The following is an 18,513-nucleotide window of genomic DNA, read 5'->3' on the forward strand; positions in this document are numbered from 1 at the left end:
CGGAAGCCATTTCTCATCATGACTTCTCGGGAGGCTGTCTTCCACCCTTAAATCAATCTTGGTGTTCATGGGGCGCGCTGCTCGCTGGGGAGGGCGTCATGGACCCATAGGCGCGCCGCTGCCCGGCTTTCCAGACGCATTGACCCTTTCCGGTCGTGCCCTTCCAGGGGGGTGACGGCGCGTGCTGTGGTCAGGCTGCCGGTGCGGCTTGGACCACATCGGGCGCCCCCTCAGACAACAGCCGGGCGGTTCGCCTTCTCTCACGTCGGCTGTTTCGGCCCGGAAGCAGGCATTCGGCCGTCGTCCCACCCGAAGCACTGGCAGCGGCCTTGCGGCGACTGGAGCGCGGGGATGTCGTCATGGACCAATCGGCGCCCGATCTGGGCTTCGTCCATCGCAAGCTGAACGACACGCATATCTATTTTCTGGTCAATACCGGCCCGCAGCGACTACGCACGCGCGCGCGCTTTGCGGGCGACAACGGCAAGGGCGCTTGGTGGGATGCCTTGGCCGGCGACCGTGCAGGAGCGGGAACAGGCGAAATTGCGATTGACTTGGCGCCTTATCAAACCCGTTTTCTCGTGTTCGGGAATGACACCCCCCGGTTGCAGATAGCCGATGCGGATATGAGACAGGTGCTCGATCTCTCTCAAGGCTGGGTTGCGAAGGCCGAAAGGGACAGGGGCGAACCGCCTTTGCCTGGGCATAGCTGGACGAGGGATCCCGCATTCGCCCATTATTCGAGATCGGTGACCTATTCCCGAACTATCGACCTTCCCGAGCAACCTGCTGCGGGCGAACGATTGATGCTTGATCTTGGCGACGACCGCCCGGTCCCGATTCAGTCCCCCAATCCTGATCGTCCGCAGGCAGAATTGGACGCGCCAGTGCGTGATGCGGCTATTGTACGGGTCAACGGTACTGAAGTCGGTGCGATATGGGCGCCGCCTTGGCGGCTGGACGTGACCCCGATGCTGCGTCATGGCGCGAACCGGATCGAACTCGTCGTCATGAACAGCGCCCTCAACGCGCTCGCGGCGCAGCCTCCGGCGGATTTTCGGCTATTGTCGATGCGCTTCGGGGAGCGTTTCAAAAATCAGGATCAGCAACTGATCCATGCGCGACCGGCGGGCCTGCTTGGCCAGATCCGGCTGATTTCCACGAACCAGGAATAAGGATGGAATGATGGCTATCGATCGCAGATCGCTCATGCAGGCGGCACTGCTCCTGCCCGCGCTACCTGCCGTTGCCTACGCGCGCGCTGTCAGGTCGTATCGCATTTTCCATGTCGACGCGCCATTTCCGATGCCGGCCATTCGAGTTCCTGACTTCACCGGCGCATCGCATTTTTCCATTGTCCGCTACGGGGCTGTCGCGGGCGATCAGGGCAAGACCAGTGCCGCGATCCAGAAGGCGATCGCCGCAGCCCACGCGGCAGGCGGCGGCGTGGTGCTCGTGCCCGCAGGCAATTGGCTCACCGGACCCATTCATCTGAAGAGCAACGTCAACCTCCATGTTGAAGATGGAGCCACGCTGCTTTTCTCGGCCAATCCGCAAGATTATCTGCCTCCGGTTCCTACCAGTTGGGAGGGGATCGAATGCCTGAACTATTCGCCGCTCGTCTACGCGCGTGAATGCGAAAATGTCGCTGTCACAGGCAGCGGCCGGCTTGAGGCGCAACTTGACGTCTGGCGCGAATGGTATCTTCGGCCAAAGGCGCACATGGGTGGGCTGGTTGAGCTGTATCAGATGGCGCGTGCGGGGACGCCAGTCGAGCGGCGTGACATGACCAAGGGTGCCGCCAATCTCAGGCCGCATTTCATCCAGTTTAATCGCTGTCGTCACGTCCTGATCGAGGGCATATCGATCCAGAACAGCCCCTTCTGGACGATCCATCCCTATCTTTGTCGCGACGTGGTGATCCGGGACGTTCGCATTTCTGCGCATGGCCACAATAATGATGGCGTCGATCCCGAAATGAGCCAGAATATGTTGATCGAAGACTGCGTGTTCGACCAGGGCGACGATGCTGTTTCCGTCAAATCCGGGCGAGAGGATGATGGTTGGCGACTTGCGACCCCGTCGCGCAACATCGCCATGCGCAATTGCCTTGTGAAGAACGGCCATCAGTTGATGGCGATCGGCAGCGAGATTTCTGGCGGGATCGAGAATGTGTTCGTCGACCATTGCCGCGTCGAGCAAGGGGAAGGGGTGAAAAGCAGGCTCAACAACCTTCTATTCGTCAAGACCAACGAACGGCGCGGCGGGTTTGTCCGGAACATCCATCTTTCCAATATCAATTCGACCGCGATCGCGGGTGGCGTGCTAAGCGTCGATACAGATGTGCTGTATCAGTGGCGGACGCTGGTACCGACCTATCAGCGCAAGCTGACGCCGATTGAGGGGCTGCACATTCGGAATGTGACCGCTGCTTCGGCCCGATATCGGGCCAGCGTTCGCGGAGAGGAGGCGCTGCCCGTCAAAGGTGTGACACTGAGCGATGTCCAAGTCGGCGAGATCACAGGTAAAGCCATCGACCTGACGAATGTGCTTGGCTTCTCAGATCGGTAGCTAGCCGCGTCATGTTGTCTGCTCATGTCATGGATCAGCAGAGCGGACAGTCGGCACTTGGGGATCGAAAATCGAACGCTGAACGTCTTGAATGGGTCGGTCACGAAACCGCACGCCGACCCGATCGAATGCCAGCTATCTCGTTCCGCGTCTTCGAAACTGTCGTTCTGGACAGTCCAACATCCCAGCCACTCGGAGCCGCTTTGAATCTGGAGAACATCGCCTACTTTGGCGGTGCCAAGACCAGGGTCGAAGATCAGCTGTTTTGGCCCAGGCAGTGCGCAGAATCGAAATCCCAACGGCGGTGCTCCTAGACTGACCCTCACAAGGTCCCAACACGCCTGCAAGTTGGCCTTAGAACGGTGGCTCCCGCATAAACCCTTATCACGCTCAACGCCTTGACGAGAGCCCAGGGGCTTTCCATCTGACCGGGGCAAATCTGAACCATGCGAGCCAAGGATACGATGACGACAGATTCCGCTATCGCCTCTGAAACCCGCGCCTTCGAGGCGGATGTCTCCAAGCTGCTGCACATGATGGTCCATTCGGTCTATTCGGACCGGGACGTATTCCTGCGCGAGCTGATCTCGAATGCCGCCGATGCGTGCGAGAAGCTGCGCTATGAAGCGATTGGCGATCCGTCGCTTTTAGGCGACGATCCGCAGCCGAAAATCACCATCACACTGGACAAGGATGCCGGCACGCTGACCGTGGCGGACAACGGCATCGGCATGACCGCTGCCGATATGGGCGAAACGCTCGGCACCATCGCCCGTTCCGGGACCAAGGCTTTCATGGACAGGCTCTCCGCGGACAAGAACGGAGAAGGCCAGCAGCTAATCGGTCAGTTCGGCGTCGGTTTCTATTCGGCGTTCATGGTGGCGGGCAAAGTCGACGTCGTGTCGCGGCGAGCGGGTGAAAGTGATGCATCCAGCTGGTCGTCCGATGGACTTGGCACGTACACAATTGCGCCCGTAGATCCAGCGCAAGCACCTGCCCGCGGGACCAAAGTCACTCTCCATCTTCTTGATGACGCGAAAAGCTATGCGGAGCGCTACAACCTCGAGCGGATCGTCAAGGCCCAATCGGGCCATGTACCGGTCCCCATTTTCATCGAGGAAGCCGGAAGCGACGAGGAAGCTCGGCAACTCGCGGACGGCTTGGCGCTGTGGACCAAACCGAAGTCGGACATCAGCGAGGAAGATTACACCGACTTCTATCGCAACGTGGCGGGCCAGTTCGATAAGCCCGCCCTGACGCTCCATTACCGGGCAGAGGGGCGGCATGAGTATTCGGTGCTGACTTTCGTTCCGGAAAGCAAGCCATTCGATCTGTTCGATCCCGATCGCAGCGGGCGCATTAAGCTTTACGTCCGGCGCGTGTTCATCACCGATGAGGCGGAGATCCTGCCGCGCTATCTGCGCTTCGTGCGCGGCCTCGTCGATTCCGCGGACCTGCCGCTCAATATGTCGCGCGAGATGATCCAGGACAGCCCCGTCCTTTCGGCAATCCAGAAGGGCGTGAGTAACCGCGTTCTTTCCGAGCTGGAGAAGCTCGCCGACGCCGAGCCCGAACGCTTTGCGGCGATCTGGGAAAACTTCGGGGCCGTGCTGAAGGAAGGTCTCTACGAAGACTTTGCACGGCGCGAGACCCTGCTCGGCCTTACCCGCTTCAAGACCACGACCTCGAACAGTGAGTGGCGCTCGCTCAAGGATTACGTTTCCGCACTGAAGGAAAACCAGACGGCAATCTACTATGCGACCGGTACCGACCTCGAACGGATCGCCGATTCCCCGCAGCTTGAGGGTTTCAAGGCACGCGGCATCGAAGTACTGCTGCTACCCGACCAGATCGACAACTTCTGGACGTCGATGGGCGCGGAATACGAAGGCAAGCCGTTCAAGTCGGTTACACAGGGTGCGGCCGATCTCAGCCTCATTCCCCTGGCGGAAGGTCGCGAGCCAGCCAAGGCCGCCGAGGATGTGACCGGGTTCATTGATTTCGCAAAGGAAGCCCTGGCAGATCATGTCTCCGACGTTCGGATTTCAGACCGCCTGACCACGAGCGCGGTTTGCATTGTCGCCCCCGACAACGCGATGGACCTCCAGCTCGAGAAGATGCTGGCGTCCGCCGGCCGTGCACCGGAGCGGGCGAAGCCTGTTCTGGAAGTCAATGCCGGGCACACGTTGATCGGGAAGCTGGCGCAGAGCAGTGCCACGAACGATGAACGGCGCGACCTTTCGTTTCTTCTCCTCGACGAAGCCCGGATCGCCGAGGGCGAAGCACCGGCCGACCCGCGGGGATTCGTGGAGCGGCTTGAGCGCTTGATGGCCAAATCTCTATAAGGCCAGCGAGGGGAGCCGCTTGGCTCCCCTCCGTCTTGCCACGCTCATCAACCAAGAAGCTTGGTGACTGAGGGTACTGTGGCTGCGCGAGGTTACTCCCGCGTCTTCGTCAGCCGCGTAAAACTTCGTCGTATATAGAACGACAGATCGATTGGCCATTGACGCCCTGGCACCAGGGAACGCGTCTCGCACGCATGCCGATAATAACGCTTCTGCAAGTCCCGATAATCCAACGGCCGGCGGATTGCGATCCACAAGCCCGACTTCCGGCCTATAAGGGTGGCCAACCACCTCAGATATCGGCTGATCAAGGTGCGCGGCCCGCCGACTGATCATTCGCACCGCTTTGCGCTACCAGTGCCGAGCAATCCGAGTGCTAGGAAATGTACTTTCTCGTTCGTTCCGCTTCGCGATGGGAGCGAAATCTGACGCTAATTTCGGTGTCGGATCGACGGATCACGGAACATGGCGGTTCGAGCAGCCCAAGGGCGACGCCGCGTGAGAACCGCGTGAGTTCGGTGCTCGTCAGCGCATAGAGAGTCAGGTCCGAGGGATCAATCTGTCTCATCCTCTTTGTCTCCACTCTGTCGCGCAAAGCCTCGGAAAAGCATACGGAGCCGTCCCGGTCGGCTCTTCCCCTCGCATCACAAATCCTTTGCACCATCGTCCAGGACTGCTTCTCCTTTGCCGTATCAGAGATCACCGTTTCGGTGGATTAGAGCTGCAAGTCCTTCGCTGCCCCCATGGACGCCGTTGCGCCCCGGCGTGGCGGGATCGGTCGCGAGTGGCACTCTGGCCTGTCGCCGCCGCTAAGGAAATTGGGAAAGACGCGACACCGACAGGCCAGCAACCAGGGTCAGGCAGCTTCGCTAACCTGATCCTTCGTCTCGCCAAGTCGAGCAGTGACCGGCTCGCCGCCGCGGATCTCGATGCGCCGCGGCTTCATCGCCTCGGGCACGACACGTTTGAGATCGACGGAAAGCAGGCCGTTTTCGAATGTGGCATTTCCGGCTTCGACGAAATCAGCAAGCTGGAACCGCCGCTCAAAAGAGCGCGCCGCAATGCCGCGATGCAGATACTCGCATTTGCTGTCGTCTTCAGCGCGCTTGCCGGTGACAATGAGCAAGTTCTGTTGAGCGACCAGTTCGATATCTTCGGGTCTAAACCCAGCGACCGCGAGCGTAATGCGGTAGCTATCCTCGCCGAGCTTCAAAATATCGAAGGGCGGATAGCCGTCCTCCTCACGCGCGCCTGCTTCGAGCAGATTGAACAACCGGTCAAAACCGACCGTCGAGCGCTGATAAGGCGTAAAGTCAAAGTTGGTTCTCATTTTTCCAAATCCTCTGTTGAGCGATCTGGGCATGAGCTACGCCGGTAGCAAAAGAGCCGGCGTTCTCCATGACCCACCGGGCCCGAACGCGGCGCCCGGCAATCGCTAGCTAATGTAGTCGAATTCCGCTTCAAGATGGGGCTCGAAGTTTTTTTGCAGAACGGGATGCATCGGCGGCAACGGCGTCTCATCCCTGGCGCGACAGAATATCATTCCAGCCGCAGGACATGGTTCACCGGCCGCCATTCGGTCGGTCGGATCAGACGGTCATGGGCAATTCTGACTGAATGGAGAGCGCCCTCGATCTCGCGCCGCCAGTGGTCGAGAAAGTCGAACAGCACCGGAAAATCAGGCGCAAGATCGTATTCCTGCCAGATGAACGGTTGCAAGATCGAGGGCGCATCCGGAAGATAGAAATGAATTTCCGCAGTCGTCAGCCCGTAACCTTCCAACTGCGCCAGAAAGCTGCGGTCCATCATTGGCGCGAGCGGATCGGATTCTCGCCTCGTTCAAGATCGCGCATTGCGGCAAGGATGTCGTCGATCGGTACGGCGCGTTTCGCACCGGGCGGTTTGCGCAAGGCGGGCTCATTTCGGACCGCGGACCGATCGGAAGCCCACGATGCGAGTATGGCACGCTTCACTTCCGGCTCCAGGCTCGGGTGATGTGCAACATCGAAGGGGTGAAGAAAACGCGAGAATGGCTGCGACATGGCCGTCTCTCCTTTCCTTGAGTCGCGGTGATCAAGTGCGCGGTGATGCCGCACACGAGATATTTTGGTGGTTCATTGAGTCGCGTCAAGATGCCAATGCAGTGGCTGCATGCCGCTCGAACGCGCGCTTTTGGCACTCGTTGGGCGGGACTGCCAAAATTTTTTTGGCACCCTCTTGAAGCGCAAAAGGGGTTTTCATAATTTGCCCGCACCTGTCGCGCAGAAGAGCGATAGGCCCATCACATCTTGTTTTGCATCTGGAGGTTTTGCCATGCATTTCCGCCCCTTGCACGACCGTGTGGTCGTCCGCCGCATTGAAGCTGAAGAGAAGACTTCAGGCGGCATCATTATCCCCGACACCGCCAAGGAAAAGCCGCAAGAAGGCGAAGTCCTCGCCGTCGGTCCTGGTACGCGCGACGATCGCGGGCAACTCGCCGAACTATCTGTCAAGGTCGGTGACCGGATCCTGTTCGGCAAATGGTCGGGGACCGAGGTCAAGATCGATGACGAGGATCTGCTCATCATGAAGGAGAGCGATATCCTTGGCGTAGTCGAAACCCAGGCTGAGCTGAAGCAGGCGGCCTGAGCACGCCTGCCGTCCCTCTAACGTTCAGGAAGGAAAAATCGGAAAGGAGTTTGGCAATGGCTGCCAAGGAAGTAAAGTTTGCGTCCGATGCGCGTGATCGCATGCTGCGCGGCGTGGATACGCTGGCCAACGCGGTGAAGGTGACGCTTGGGCCCAAGGGCCGCAACGTCGTGATCGAGAAGTCGTTCGGTGCGCCGCGCATCACCAAGGACGGCGTCACCGTCGCCAAGGAAATCGAACTCAAGGACAAGTTCGAGAACATGGGCGCGCAGATGCTGCGCGAAGTCGCCAACAAGCAGAACGACAAGGCCGGTGACGGCACCACCACCGCCACCGTTCTAGCCCAGGCGATTGTTCGTGAGGGGGCAAAAGCGGTCGCCGCGGGGATGAACCCGATGGACGTCAAGCGGGGTATCGATCTCGCCGTGAACGCCGTCGTCAACGATCTCGAAAGCCACGCCAGGAAGGTAAGCGCCAACAGCGAAATCGCGCAGGTCGCGACCATCTCGGCTAATGGCGACGAGGAAGTCGGCCGTATTCTCGCCGAGGCGATGGATAAGGTCGGCAACGAAGGCGTCATCACCGTCGAGGAGGCCAAGAGCCTCGCGACCGAACTCGAAACGGTCGAGGGCATGCAGTTCGACCGCGGCTATCTCTCGCCCTACTTCGTCACCGATGCCGAGAAGCTCAAGGTTGAGTTCGACGATCCCTATATCCTCATCCACGAGAAGAAGCTCTCGAATCTGCAGGCGCTCGTCCCGCTGCTCGAGAAGGTGGTGCAGTCGGGGCGCCCGCTACTCATCATCGCCGAGGACGTCGAAGGCGAGGCCTTGGCAACGCTGGTCGTCAACAGGCTGCGCGGCGGGCTCAAGGTCGCGGCGGTCAAGGCGCCGGGCTTCGGCGATCGGCGCAAGGCGATGCTCGAGGACATCGCCGTCCTCACCGGCGGCAATGTCGTTAGCGACGATCTCGGGATCAAGCTCGAGACCGTCGCCGTCTCGATGCTGGGTAGCGCCAAGAAGATCATCATCGACAAGGATAACACGACCGTCGTCGATGGCGCGGGCTCGCGTTCCGACATCGATGCCCGCCTCGCCCAGATCCGCTCACAGATCGAAAACACGACCAGCGATTACGACCGTGAGAAACTGCAGGAGCGTGTGGCCAAGCTCGCGGGCGGTGTGGCGGTGATCCGCGTCGGTGGTGCCACCGAGGTGGAGGTCAAAGAGCGCAAGGACCGCGTCGACGATGCACTTCATGCGACCCGTGCTGCCGTAGAGGAAGGCATCCTGCCGGGCGGCGGGATCGCACTACTGCGAGCATTGAAAGCACTTGATGGTCTCAAGGTGGCGAATGACGATCAGCAGTCAGGCATCGACATCGTTCGCCGAGCTCTTCGGGCACCCGTTAGGCAGATCGTTGACAATGCCGGCGAGGACGGCGCGTTCATCGTCGGCAAGCTGCTCGAGAGCGAGGACTACAACTGGGGTTTCCACGCTGCCACCGGCACGTACGAGGATCTGGTAAAGGCTGGCGTCATCGATCCGGCAAAGGTCGTGCGTACTGCGCTCCAGGATGCAGCGTCGGTCGCTTCGCTGCTCATCACCACCGAGGCGCTCGTGGCCGAACTGCCGAAAGAGGAGAAATCCGCCCCGATGCCGGCGATGGATTATTGACGTTAGACGGGGCCGGCGCACCAGCCGGCCCAGGAGTCTCTGATTCCATCGACAAGCAAGGGCTTCGTCGACCTCCTCTTCTGGCAGGCAGCTTGGGAACCCTGAGAGGGAAAGCTGCCCGTCCGCACCTGGGCAACAAAAATTGCCTCTGAACGCCCGGTAAGGGTCGTTTCCGAGGCACCGTGTTTTCGCCGCGTCTTTTACCCGCAGCATTGCGCCGAAGGCGGGATGTGCTAGATGTGTGACCTAGGAACTCAACAAGCCCTTTGCGCGTATTGCACCTTGATGCAGTGGGATAGCAAAGCTGTGGGGGCAAGTTCGTGATGTCGGCAAAAAGCAATCTGGCGATCCAGACCGTCGATGGGATATCCGGACGATCACAGGAGAACCTATCCGATATCGAGCTGCTCCATCGGATCAGCGTCACTTTGATCGGTGAGCAGGACCGCTTCGAGCTTTACGGCAAGATTGTCGAAGCCGCGGTCGCAATCACGGGATCTCAGTTCGGCACAATGCAGCTCCTATGCCCTGCTGGCGACCCGTCAGGCCATGGCGGCGAACTGCAACTACTCGCTCATCGCGGCTTACCTGAGCACGCCATCGAATTCTGGAAATGGGTCAAGCCTGCCGCATACAGCAGTTGCACCCTCGCTTTGAAGTTCGGCCAACGCGCAATCGTTCCCGATTTTGAAGAATGGGCCGATATCGCAGGCACCCAAGATCTGGCGGCATTTCGGCAGGCCGGAATCCGGTCGGCTCAGACCACGCCCCTCATTTCGCGTAGCGGCAAGCTCCTTGGCATGATCTCCACGCACTGGGCGCAGCCGCATGAACCTAGCGAGCGTGATTTGCGGATGCTGGACATTCTTGCGCGACAAGCGGCTGATTTGCTTGACCGCACGATTGCGGAAGAGGCTCTTCGCCAGCTCAACGAGACCCTTGAGGTCCGGGTTGAGGAGAGATCTCGAGAACTCATGGCCTCAGAGGACCAGATCAGGCAGCTGCAGAAAATGGAGGCGATCGGCCAACTGACCGGCGGGGTCGCGCACGATTTCAACAATCTGCTCACAATCATTCGCTCGTCGGCAGAACTGCTGTCCCGGCGGGAGTTGCCGCGCGAAAAGCAGCGCAAGTACATCGACGCAATCTCGGAGACAGCCGACAGGGCGGCCAAGCTCACCAGCCAGTTGCTCGCATTTGCCCGTCGTCAGCCCTTGCGACCAGAAGTCTTCGATCCCGCTGAAAAGGTAGCCAGTATCTCGGAGATGCTGCGCACCGTGGTCGGGTCGCGCATCGATATCGATGTCCTTGTCCTGTGTGATCCCACATTCGTCGAAGTGGATGCCAGCCAGTTCGAGACGGCGCTGGTGAATATGGCGGTCAATGCACGCGATGCAATGAACGGTGAGGGCCGGATCACCATCTCCGTGGACACCGCGCGGTCGATCCCGGCACGCCGCGGGCATGCGGCCGGGCAAGGCGACTTCGTCAAGGTCTCGGTCACGGATATCGGATCGGGGATGCCGCAGGAGCACATCGACCGTGTGTTCGAACCGTTCTTCACGACGAAGGAAGTGGGCAAGGGCACTGGCCTCGGCCTGAGCCAAGTCTATGGGTTCACCAGGCAGTCGGGCGGCGAGATCGCAGTCACCAGCGAAATGGGCCGCGGAGCGACCTTCAGCCTATACCTACCCCGATCGACGGCAACAGTCGAAGACGTGTTCCAGGAAATGACGGGACCTGCCATGGTCACCGACGCGAGAATCCTTATCGTCGAGGACAATCAGCAGGTAGGGGACTTCGCTGCGCAACTGCTGGCCGATCTGGGCATTACGGCTCGCCGTGCCGGAAACGCGCGTGAGGCGCTAGCCGTGCTCGAGGCTGAACACGACGAGATCGACATCGTGTTCTCCGACGTCGTCATGCCCGGTATGGACGGGGTAGAGCTATGCCGACGCATCCGGGCCCGCTGGCCGGGCCTGACAGTGGTACTCACCAGCGGATACAGCCACGTGCTTGCCGACGACATGCGGCATGGGTTTCCCCTGCTGCAAAAGCCCTACTCGCTTGACGACCTCGTGCGGGTGATGCGCGATGCTCATGCGCAGAACGGAAACGTCTTTTAGAGCCGCGAACGATAGAGCCTGAAGATGATCACGCTGCCGCGCGCAGCAGGGCCTCGCGCAGGCGGCTAGGGGAGCAGGGCTTTGAGTAGACCTGGGCTTCGGGATAGCGGGTCTTCAGCTGATTTTCGTCGGCATGGCCGGAATGGAAGATCAGCGGCACACCAGCGTCCCTGAGCACATCGGCGGCTGGAAACACCTCGCCATCCGGTAAGCGAACATCGAGAATGGCGCACGTCGGAAGTTGCCGCTCGATCGCGGCCAAAGTGCCGGCAAGCGTTCCGCATGTGCCTGCAATGGAGTATCCGAGCGCTTCGACAGTGTCTTCCAGATCAAGCGCCACGAACAATTCATCTTCAACAATCAGGACATCGCAAGTCATCCGGCAATCACCGAGCCAGGCAATTCCATCCGCTGTACCAGCTTGCCGCCTTCCACGGTGCGTTCGATACTCGCGCCGAGCTGACGGGCCGACGTGGCCACAAGCAACGTCCCAAATCCCTGGCCTTCCGTCATATCAATCTCATTCTCGCCTGCTTCGGTCCATTCCATCGAGATGGTCCGATCGCGTAACGCCCATGTGATCGAAAGGCTGCCGGTTCGCGCGCCCAGCACGCCATATTTTGCTGCATTGGTCGTCCATTCATGCAGGATCAGCGCCAGTGAGGACAGGGAGGTGCGCGCGACCGTGACCTCAGGGCCATCGATTTTGATATTCGCCTGTCCCGAATAAGGCGCAGTCGTCGTCTCGATCAGGTCCCTCAATGATATCGGTCGCGGCTCACCCGCCGGGGCGGCTAGCGAATGCGCGCTGCCCAAGGCTGAAATCCGCTCGCGCAGGTCCAGCGACAGGCTCTGGACATCGTCGTGAGTTCGGCTCGCCGCAGCGATCATGCCGCTGACCACCGCAAAGAGGTTTTTGACGCGGTGGTTCATTTCGCGCAGCATCAGACCGCGCGCATCGGCAAGGGCGTATTCGGCAGTGATGTCGATTGCTGCCCCCACCATGCGGAGCGGGTTCGAACCTCCAATCGTGCGCCCGAAGCTTTTGAGATAGCGGTCGGAAACCGACCCGTCCTTGTCCTGCTGGGGCACGCGGAACGTGACAGCGAAGTCTTCCGCACCCGATGCTGCGCGGCGCAAGGCATCCTCAACCGCCGTGCGGTCATCGCCATGGATGCGCGAGATCACGTCCGCCACCGTCACTTCGCCTTTGACCGGCAAGCCCAACTGGATGCGATTGGTGCCATCGGGGATGAGTTCGCCGGTCTTCTCGCAGTACTCCCAGACGCCAATGCCACCCGCCGTGATCGCAAGATCGAGCCGCTCGCGCTCGGCAGCAAGATCGCTTTCCATAAGCAGCGCTACGGTGATGTCGGTCAGAACCAGCGTGGCGCCGTCCACCCCTCCATGCTGCGTACGATAGGGAAGCACGCGCAGTGCCAGCGTGCGTCCCCCTTCGCGCGTATGGACCCGCCGCTGCAGAGACTCTCCAGTTTCGGCGACCCGAAGCGCGTCATCGAGATAGCCGTTATCGTCGAGCCGCGTCGCGACGTCTGCGAGCAGGCGCCCCCGGTCGGTGGGGCGCAGCGGAAATATATTGGTCGCGGCCTCGGTGAAGCTCCGGATGCGCAGATTGCGGTCGAGAACGATCACGGCAAGGTCGGTAGATTCAAAGAAGTTGCGCAGGTCAGAATTTGCGACGGTAAGCTGGTCGACCTTGCTCTTGAGCTCGTCGTTGACGGTGGACAATTCCTCGTTTGTCGATTGAAGCTCCTCGTTCATCGACATCATTTCTTCATTTGAACTCTTCAGTTCCTCGTTCGCCGTCTCTAGCTCTTCGACCGCCGTCCGCAGCTTATGGCGGGTAAGGCGCAATTCCTCTTCCAGCGCCTCCATATGATCGTCGCCGTCCTCGATCTCCGCAGCATCATGCTCATCGAAGGGGCGGAATGGCGCGCGGTCGCGGAACACGAGCAGAAGGGTGCCATCGGGCAGCGGCTCGCAAACCGCTTCGATCGGCTGCAGGCCGTAGTCCGACTTGACCTCAACTTCCCGCGCGATGGTGCGCTTCTTGCCGTCACGCGCCTGGCGTACGAGGGGCCCCAGCACGTCGCGAAGTCCAGGCTTTGCGAGTGAAATGGCGTTTGCGCCGCCGGTACGGGTTACGGGAAAATCGAAGTAGCGGCTCAACTTTCCGTACGCAGCCAGTACCGCGCCGTCCTGGTTCAGCACCATTGAGGGCGGTGCGTAGAGTTCCGTCAGCCGCTGGATGGCGATCTCACTCTCTGCGGCCCTGTGTCCGCCCTCCACCCGGCTCGACACCTGACGCTGCCGCTGGGTATTTCGGTCGCTGGCGGGAAGATCGATCGGATAGCTTGGGCTACCAGCGCCCCGTTCAAAGATGCGGGCGTGATGGTCGACTGGAGGGAACAGGTGATCGAAACGGCCGATGCTCTCCGACGGACCAAGGAACAGGTAGCCGCCGGGCCGGATCGCGTAATGCAGGATCGGCATGACGGACTGTTGTAGGCGGTCATCGAAGTAGATCAGAAGGTTACGGCAAGATACCAAATCTATGCGGGAAAACGGCGGATCCTTGACCACGCTGTGATTGGAAAATCGAATGAGATCGCGGATCTGGTTCGCGATCGAGAAGCGTTCGCCGTGCGGGTTCGTCCATCGTTCGCGCAAAGGGCTGGGAATGTCGGCAAGCGCGGAAGCAGGGTAGCTGCCCTCGCGCGCGATCTGCAGCATCTGCTCATCAATGTCGGTCGCAAAAATCTGCACCGGGTTGGCGAACCCGTTCTCGCGTGCGGCATCGGCGAAGAGCATGGCCAGCGTATAGGCTTCCTCGCCGCTGGAGCAGCCCGGCACCCAGACGCGAACTTCCTCGTCGGTCTCGCGGTTGCGCAAGAGCGGGAGGATGACCTTGGTTCGCAAAGCCTCGAACATCTCGGGATCGCGGAAGAAGCGCGTGACGTTGATCAGCAGGTCGCGAAACAGCGCCTCGCACTCGACAGGATCGCTGCGTACGCGGTCCAGATAGGATCGCGCTGACGCAATGGACAGCACGTGCATTCGCCTTTCCACGCGCCGCACGAGCGTTGAACGCTTGTAGCCGGAGAAGTCGTGCCCCACCGCCGACCGCAGCGTGCCGCACAGATCATCGACATGATCGGCGACGAGTTCCGCCTGCTGCTCGCGAGGGTCGCCGCTGCGACGTGCGAAGAATGCGGAAAGGCAGTCGATTATGTCCGCCGGGCGCTTGACGTAATCCACCAGACCCGTGCCAACTGCCGAGACCGGCATGCCGTCGTAGCGCGCCGTTTCGGGCTGCTGGACGACACAGACTCCACCATGCTCCTTGATGGCGCGCAGGCCCGTGGATCCATCGGCCCCGGTCCCCGATAGGATGACGCAGGCCGCATTCGCTTGTTGGTCTGTTGCCAGAGAGATAAAGAAGTCGTCGATCGGCCGACGCAGCCCTCGCGGTTGGGCGAACTCGGTCAGTTGCAGCCTGCCGTCCTGCAGGACCAGCCCCCGACCGGGCGGAATGATGTACACCCGGTCGGGCGACAAAGTTTCACCGCCCTCACACTGCAGCACATCGAGCGGGCAGGCCCGGTCGAGCAACTGCGCGAGCATGCTTTCGTAATTCGGATCGAGATGCTGGACGATCACGAACGCCATGTTGGTGGGTAAGCGCGCAGCCGACAGCATCTCACGCAGCGCCTCAAGCCCACCGGCCGAAGCACCAATGCCGACCACCGGCACCGCTATCGGAGACGTGCCCTCAGACTGCAACGCCACATCATCAGTCTTGTTGTCGCCGCTCAAAGGATCGAACTGTCGTCGAGGTTGGCGAGGGTCAGTTTTGCCTGCGCAATGATCGCGGCCGAATTGGCAATCGTGGTCAAAGTGCCCTCGACGATGATTCCGCTTTCCGCGGCAACGGGGCTTAGCCTGGTCAGCGTCTGGTTCAGTTCCCGATCATAACCCTGAAGACGCTCTGGCTGGGCCCGGCTGACGTCGAACTGCGACGCAAAGATATACCGTGTCTCGCCTGCAAGAGAGCGAAGCCGCGACATGTAGAGCAGGTTGACGAATGGCGTTCCGTCCTTGCGGAAGTTGAGGATCGGGGTGCGCACGTTGGGAGACAGGTCGTCTTCCAGGAAGGCGCGCAGCTTGGCCCGAGCTTCACTCTCGTCGGCATCGCGCTGGAGCACGCGGCAGTTGTGCCCGATCAATTCCGAAGACGCGTGGCCGGTCAGTTCCACGAACCTGCGGTTCACCAGCGCCAGCGGATGGTCTCCGTCAGGAAGAGCGAGGGCGAGCGCTATCGGCGAATTCTCGAAAAACGTCTTGAGCTCGTCGGGTACGCTCAGGTCCTGCACTTCAATATCTCCTGCAAGCGTCGTTGGCACTTTGTTTGTCATCACCCCCTCGATCCGATCGGGTTGCGCAGCCGTATGTGCCCGATTTGTGCGGAAGGGTCACGAGCCTTCTGCTCGCTCTGACGAAATTTGAGGTGAACGCAAGCGGGGATGAATGACATCTCAACGGTCTGAAGGGGAAGGGAAATCGGCGGCGGAGCCGCCGGAAAGAGTCGGCCAGCGGTGGCAAGGGCGGGGGGCAGCGCGGGATATTTTCGCCACCACAGCGCCGCTAAACGAGGAAATCTAATCGAACGGCGCTGCCTCAATCGCCGGCCGGGGGGATGAAGCTGACTTGGGCGAGGCGCCAGGCACGACTTTTTTCTTTGGGCCAATAATGTCGAGGATGCCTGTGCTCGGTAGGCGGGTGGACACCATGGACCTCAGCCCGGATCAATCGTCCGGTTTCTCTCAGCCGGATCGTAGCCGAGGGAAATTCCTTAAGCAGACGATATTCCAATTCCTGCGCATCTTCAGAAAGTTGGGGGCTCGATAGAGCGCGGGGAGATCCGTCGACAAGTTCGGCGGTCGAGGAGCGCAAGGCCTTTACCCCATCGCTGACAACATCGAGAGAGATGATGGCAGCCGCGACGGAGTCGGCCCACCACCAGCCAAGGCCGAGCCCGATAATGCCGGCAAGGCCCGCTGCGCCCGTCAACCAGTTGGCCTTATTCATCAAAGCGTCGGTATGCAGGAGCTTGTCATTGAGCTGTTCGGCGAGCGGTAGCTCCTTGCGGGCGATCAGCATGGGCGGAACAAGGGAATAGAGCTGCGCGGCGATCATCAGCCACCCAAGCCAGACGTCTTTTCCGAACAGCACGATCGAGCCGACGGACGCATGCTCGGCGGTCGCCAGCGCAACAACCGCATTGTAGAGCAGGAGAAGCCCGACCGCGGTGAGAGCGACTGCGGCCACGAAGAAGCCGAGGCCGTTCACCCGCTCGAACCCGAAGGGAAACCTTTTCGACCGGCGGCCCTTAAGTTCCATTTTTGCGGCGATGAGAAACATGATCGGCGGGACGACGCCGAGGGTATCCTCGACCCAGGCTGTCTTCATGGTTTGGCTCTGACCCAGCACCAGCCCCATCGCGACGATGATCGTCGCTGTCCAGAACAGGTTCCAGTATTCGAGCCTGATTGCGTCGCGCATGACGCCGCGCAGTTCGTCCGGCAGGCTGCTTTTCATCGTTCCCTCGCGGATTGCGACACCCTGCGCGATGCGCGCTCGACCAGAATGATCCAGCTGTTCTCGCCATTTTGCATGGCAGCCTTCACTTCGATCGCGTGTTTGCCGGACCCCGTACTTCGCAGCGGGGGAGCGAAAGCCACCTTGGTCTTCCACGGGCTATCCTTGGCGAATGCGCCCAGGACAAGATCGGTCTTTCCTTGGGAGAGCTCTGTGAGAAGGGCTTCTGACCCATCGCCTGCGATACGTGGGCGCGCGCCGGTCTGCCGCTCGATCTCGCCAAGCAGGCGCCGCAGTTCCAAGGTGTCCGGTGTGCCCGCGACCAGCCCCACTCTGAACTGCCGGGCCGTCCTGACGTTCTCCAGCGTATCTTCCGGATCCTGCGGGAGCCCGTGGCAGGCTGGGAGAAGAAACAATGCACCAAGGGCGATCCATCTCATGCCGAATGCCACGCTTGTTGTTGTCTTTGCCCATTCGGAACGAGCGAGCGTCGGCGTTGTTTCGGGTGCTGGCGGGCGAAAGGACAACAGCATTGCCTTCCATGATGCGTCGGCTTCAGCATTTGTCGCTACCGACTTGTCCCTCAATCATCACATCTTGCCTTAAAGGCGCAGCGCAGCGCGTCTGAAGCAGAACCGCCCGCAGTCATCGCTCGTTAGGTCACTACAAGGAGACCGTCATGAGCCAGACTGCCGGTATGATCCACGAAGACGCGTTGCCCGGACACGAAAGCGGCCTGCAGCCGAAGCCCGAATGGCAACCGCGCTATCCCGGGTCCGGCAGGCTTACCGGCAAGGTCGCGATCGTCACGGGCGCTGACAGCGGCATCGGGCGAGCCGTTGCGGCCCTCTATGCGCGTGAAGGCGCCGACATCGCGGTCGTCTATCTTCTGGAGGATGACGACGCCCAGGAAACCCGCCGGATAGTGGAAGCGGAGGAGCGCAGCGCCATTACAATCAGGGCGGATGTCGGTATCAAGGAAGGCTGCGACCTGATCGTCGAAGAAACCCTGATGGCCTTCGGCCGAATCGATATCCTCGTCAACAATGCCGGCGAACAGCACCCTGATGCGGACATCACCGACATCTCCGAGGATCAGCTGCGCAGAACCTTTCAGACGAATATCTTCGGAAGTTTCTTTCTGACCCAAGCGGCCAGACCACACCTTTCAAGGGGCGCCGCCATCGTCAACTGCACCAGCGTGACAATGTATCAGGGCAGCAAGGAACTGCTTGATTACAGCTCCACGAAGGGCGCCATCACGGCTTTCACACGGTCGCTGTCAGAGAACCTTATCCAGCACGGAATTCGCGTCAATGCCGTGGCTCCCGGTCCGATCTGGACGCCGCTCAACCCTTGCGGCGGAGCAAGCCCAGAGAAGCTTGCGCACTTTGGTGAAAGCACGCCGATGGGGCGGCCGGGACAACCCAACGAAGTTGCCCCCGCTTTCTTCTTTTTGGCCTGTGAGGATGCCAGTTACATGACAGGCCAGGTTCTGCACCCCAACGGTGGGATCATCGTGAACGGCTGAAGGTGCCTCGCGACCCC

General features: G+C 60.5%; 15 protein-coding genes. 7 read left to right on the forward strand and 8 right to left on the reverse strand.

The features are described from left to right. Window positions 1–359 precede the first annotated feature (359 nt). The 3 genes from V7066_RS23850 (at window position 360) to htpG (ending at window position 4,916) form a co-directional block, all read left to right on the forward strand. Entirely contained in the window at window positions 360–1,175 is an 816-nt protein-coding gene (locus tag V7066_RS23850; protein WP_334185459.1) for a hypothetical protein, read from the forward strand. Window positions 1,176–1,185: 10 nt separating this feature from the next. Next, entirely contained in the window at window positions 1,186–2,571 is a 1,386-nt protein-coding gene (locus tag V7066_RS23855) for a glycoside hydrolase family 28 protein (protein ID WP_334185460.1), read from the forward strand. Window positions 2,572–3,035: 464 nt separating this feature from the next. Beyond that, window positions 3,036–4,916 (forward strand): molecular chaperone HtpG, encoded by a 1,881-nt coding sequence (htpG, locus tag V7066_RS23860; protein WP_334185461.1) that lies wholly within the window; start codon window positions 3,036–3,038, stop codon window positions 4,914–4,916. A gap of 856 nt (window positions 4,917–5,772) precedes the next feature. Here htpG and V7066_RS23865 read toward each other — a convergent pair. The 3 genes from V7066_RS23865 to V7066_RS23875 all read right to left on the reverse strand — a co-directional run bounded on the left by V7066_RS23865 (window position 5,773) and on the right by V7066_RS23875 (window position 6,958). Further along, a complete protein-coding gene (locus V7066_RS23865) occupies window positions 5,773–6,246 on the reverse strand; it encodes an Hsp20 family protein (protein ID WP_132470068.1) in 474 nt (157 codons plus the stop codon). 209 nt (window positions 6,247–6,455) lie between these two features. Then, window positions 6,456–6,725, reverse strand: a complete 270-nt coding sequence (locus V7066_RS23870) for an usg protein (protein WP_334185462.1) — start codon at window positions 6,723–6,725, stop codon at window positions 6,456–6,458. Then, on the reverse strand, window positions 6,722–6,958 hold the full coding sequence (locus V7066_RS23875) for a hypothetical protein (protein WP_054436085.1): 237 nt from the start codon (window positions 6,956–6,958) through the stop codon (window positions 6,722–6,724). Before V7066_RS23875 ends, V7066_RS23870 begins: the two co-directional genes overlap by 4 nt. A gap of 271 nt (window positions 6,959–7,229) precedes the next feature. Here V7066_RS23875 and groES point away from each other — a divergent pair, with 271 nt between their 5' ends. The 3 genes from groES (at window position 7,230) to V7066_RS23890 (ending at window position 11,346) form a co-directional block, all read left to right on the forward strand. Continuing rightward, window positions 7,230–7,544: a co-chaperone GroES gene (gene groES, locus V7066_RS23880; RefSeq protein WP_054436084.1), complete on the forward strand. Its 315-nt coding sequence runs from the start codon at window positions 7,230–7,232 to the stop codon at window positions 7,542–7,544. Between the two features lie 56 nt (window positions 7,545–7,600). Further along, the gene (groL, locus tag V7066_RS23885) at window positions 7,601–9,220 is read left to right on the forward strand and encodes a chaperonin GroEL (RefSeq protein WP_334185463.1); all 1,620 of its coding nucleotides are present in this window, start codon (window positions 7,601–7,603) and stop codon (window positions 9,218–9,220) included. A gap of 323 nt (window positions 9,221–9,543) precedes the next feature. After that, window positions 9,544–11,346 carry an ATP-binding protein gene (locus V7066_RS23890; RefSeq protein WP_334185489.1) on the forward strand — a complete coding sequence of 601 codons (1,803 nt, stop codon included), beginning with the start codon at window positions 9,544–9,546 and terminating at the stop codon, window positions 11,344–11,346. A gap of 28 nt (window positions 11,347–11,374) precedes the next feature. Here the strand turns inward: V7066_RS23890 and V7066_RS23895 are convergent, their stop codons facing one another. The 5 genes from V7066_RS23895 to V7066_RS23915 form a co-directional block, all read right to left on the reverse strand. Continuing rightward, window positions 11,375–11,725, reverse strand: a complete 351-nt coding sequence (locus V7066_RS23895; RefSeq protein WP_334185464.1) for a response regulator — start codon at window positions 11,723–11,725, stop codon at window positions 11,375–11,377. Then, window positions 11,722–15,183 carry a chemotaxis protein CheB gene (locus tag V7066_RS23900; protein ID WP_334185465.1) on the reverse strand — a complete coding sequence of 1,154 codons (3,462 nt, stop codon included), beginning with the start codon at window positions 15,181–15,183 and terminating at the stop codon, window positions 11,722–11,724. Before V7066_RS23900 ends, V7066_RS23895 begins: the two co-directional genes overlap by 4 nt. Beyond that, complete coding sequence (locus V7066_RS23905; RefSeq protein ID WP_334185466.1) at window positions 15,180–15,782, reverse strand: PAS domain-containing protein; 603 nt, start codon at window positions 15,780–15,782, stop codon at window positions 15,180–15,182. Before V7066_RS23905 ends, V7066_RS23900 begins: the two co-directional genes overlap by 4 nt. Window positions 15,783–16,044: 262 nt before the next feature. Continuing rightward, window positions 16,045–16,965, reverse strand: coding sequence for a cation transporter (locus V7066_RS23910; RefSeq protein WP_334185467.1), 921 nt, complete (start codon window positions 16,963–16,965; stop codon window positions 16,045–16,047). Further along, the gene (locus V7066_RS23915; RefSeq protein WP_334185468.1) at window positions 16,962–17,405 is read right to left on the reverse strand and encodes a hypothetical protein; all 444 of its coding nucleotides are present in this window, start codon (window positions 17,403–17,405) and stop codon (window positions 16,962–16,964) included. Before V7066_RS23915 ends, V7066_RS23910 begins: the two co-directional genes overlap by 4 nt. A gap of 239 nt (window positions 17,406–17,644) precedes the next feature. Here V7066_RS23915 and V7066_RS23920 point away from each other — a divergent pair, with 239 nt between their 5' ends. After that, complete coding sequence (locus V7066_RS23920; RefSeq protein ID WP_334185469.1) at window positions 17,645–18,496, forward strand: SDR family oxidoreductase; 852 nt, start codon at window positions 17,645–17,647, stop codon at window positions 18,494–18,496. Window positions 18,497–18,513: the final 17 nt, after the last annotated feature.

Source organism: Novosphingobium sp. (genome assembly GCF_036820275.1).
GTDB lineage: Bacteria > Pseudomonadota > Alphaproteobacteria > Sphingomonadales > Sphingomonadaceae > Novosphingobium.

What these genes read in the sequence shown, in the direction of transcription:
- V7066_RS23920 (WP_334185469.1), top strand. Translation starts at nt 17,645, where the DNA reads ATGAGCCAGACTGCCGGTATGATCCACGAAGACGCGTTGCCCGGACAC.
- V7066_RS23895 (WP_334185464.1), bottom strand. Translation starts at nt 11,725, where the DNA reads ATGACTTGCGATGTCCTGATTGTTGAAGATGAATTGTTCGTGGCGCTT.
- V7066_RS23850 (WP_334185459.1), top strand. Translation starts at nt 360, where the DNA reads ATGGACCAATCGGCGCCCGATCTGGGCTTCGTCCATCGCAAGCTGAAC.
- V7066_RS23865 (WP_132470068.1), bottom strand. Translation starts at nt 6,246, where the DNA reads ATGAGAACCAACTTTGACTTTACGCCTTATCAGCGCTCGACGGTCGGT.
- V7066_RS23875 (WP_054436085.1), bottom strand. Translation starts at nt 6,958, where the DNA reads ATGTCGCAGCCATTCTCGCGTTTTCTTCACCCCTTCGATGTTGCACAT.
- V7066_RS23870 (WP_334185462.1), bottom strand. Translation starts at nt 6,725, where the DNA reads ATGATGGACCGCAGCTTTCTGGCGCAGTTGGAAGGTTACGGGCTGACG.
- V7066_RS23915 (WP_334185468.1), bottom strand. Translation starts at nt 17,405, where the DNA reads ATGAGATGGATCGCCCTTGGTGCATTGTTTCTTCTCCCAGCCTGCCAC.
- V7066_RS23910 (WP_334185467.1), bottom strand. Translation starts at nt 16,965, where the DNA reads ATGAAAAGCAGCCTGCCGGACGAACTGCGCGGCGTCATGCGCGACGCA.
- htpG (WP_334185461.1), top strand. Translation starts at nt 3,036, where the DNA reads ATGACGACAGATTCCGCTATCGCCTCTGAAACCCGCGCCTTCGAGGCG.
- groES (WP_054436084.1), top strand. Translation starts at nt 7,230, where the DNA reads ATGCATTTCCGCCCCTTGCACGACCGTGTGGTCGTCCGCCGCATTGAA.
- V7066_RS23905 (WP_334185466.1), bottom strand. Translation starts at nt 15,782, where the DNA reads ATGACAAACAAAGTGCCAACGACGCTTGCAGGAGATATTGAAGTGCAG.
- V7066_RS23855 (WP_334185460.1), top strand. Translation starts at nt 1,186, where the DNA reads ATGGCTATCGATCGCAGATCGCTCATGCAGGCGGCACTGCTCCTGCCC.
- groL (WP_334185463.1), top strand. Translation starts at nt 7,601, where the DNA reads ATGGCTGCCAAGGAAGTAAAGTTTGCGTCCGATGCGCGTGATCGCATG.
- V7066_RS23890 (WP_334185489.1), top strand. Translation starts at nt 9,544, where the DNA reads ATGTCGGCAAAAAGCAATCTGGCGATCCAGACCGTCGATGGGATATCC.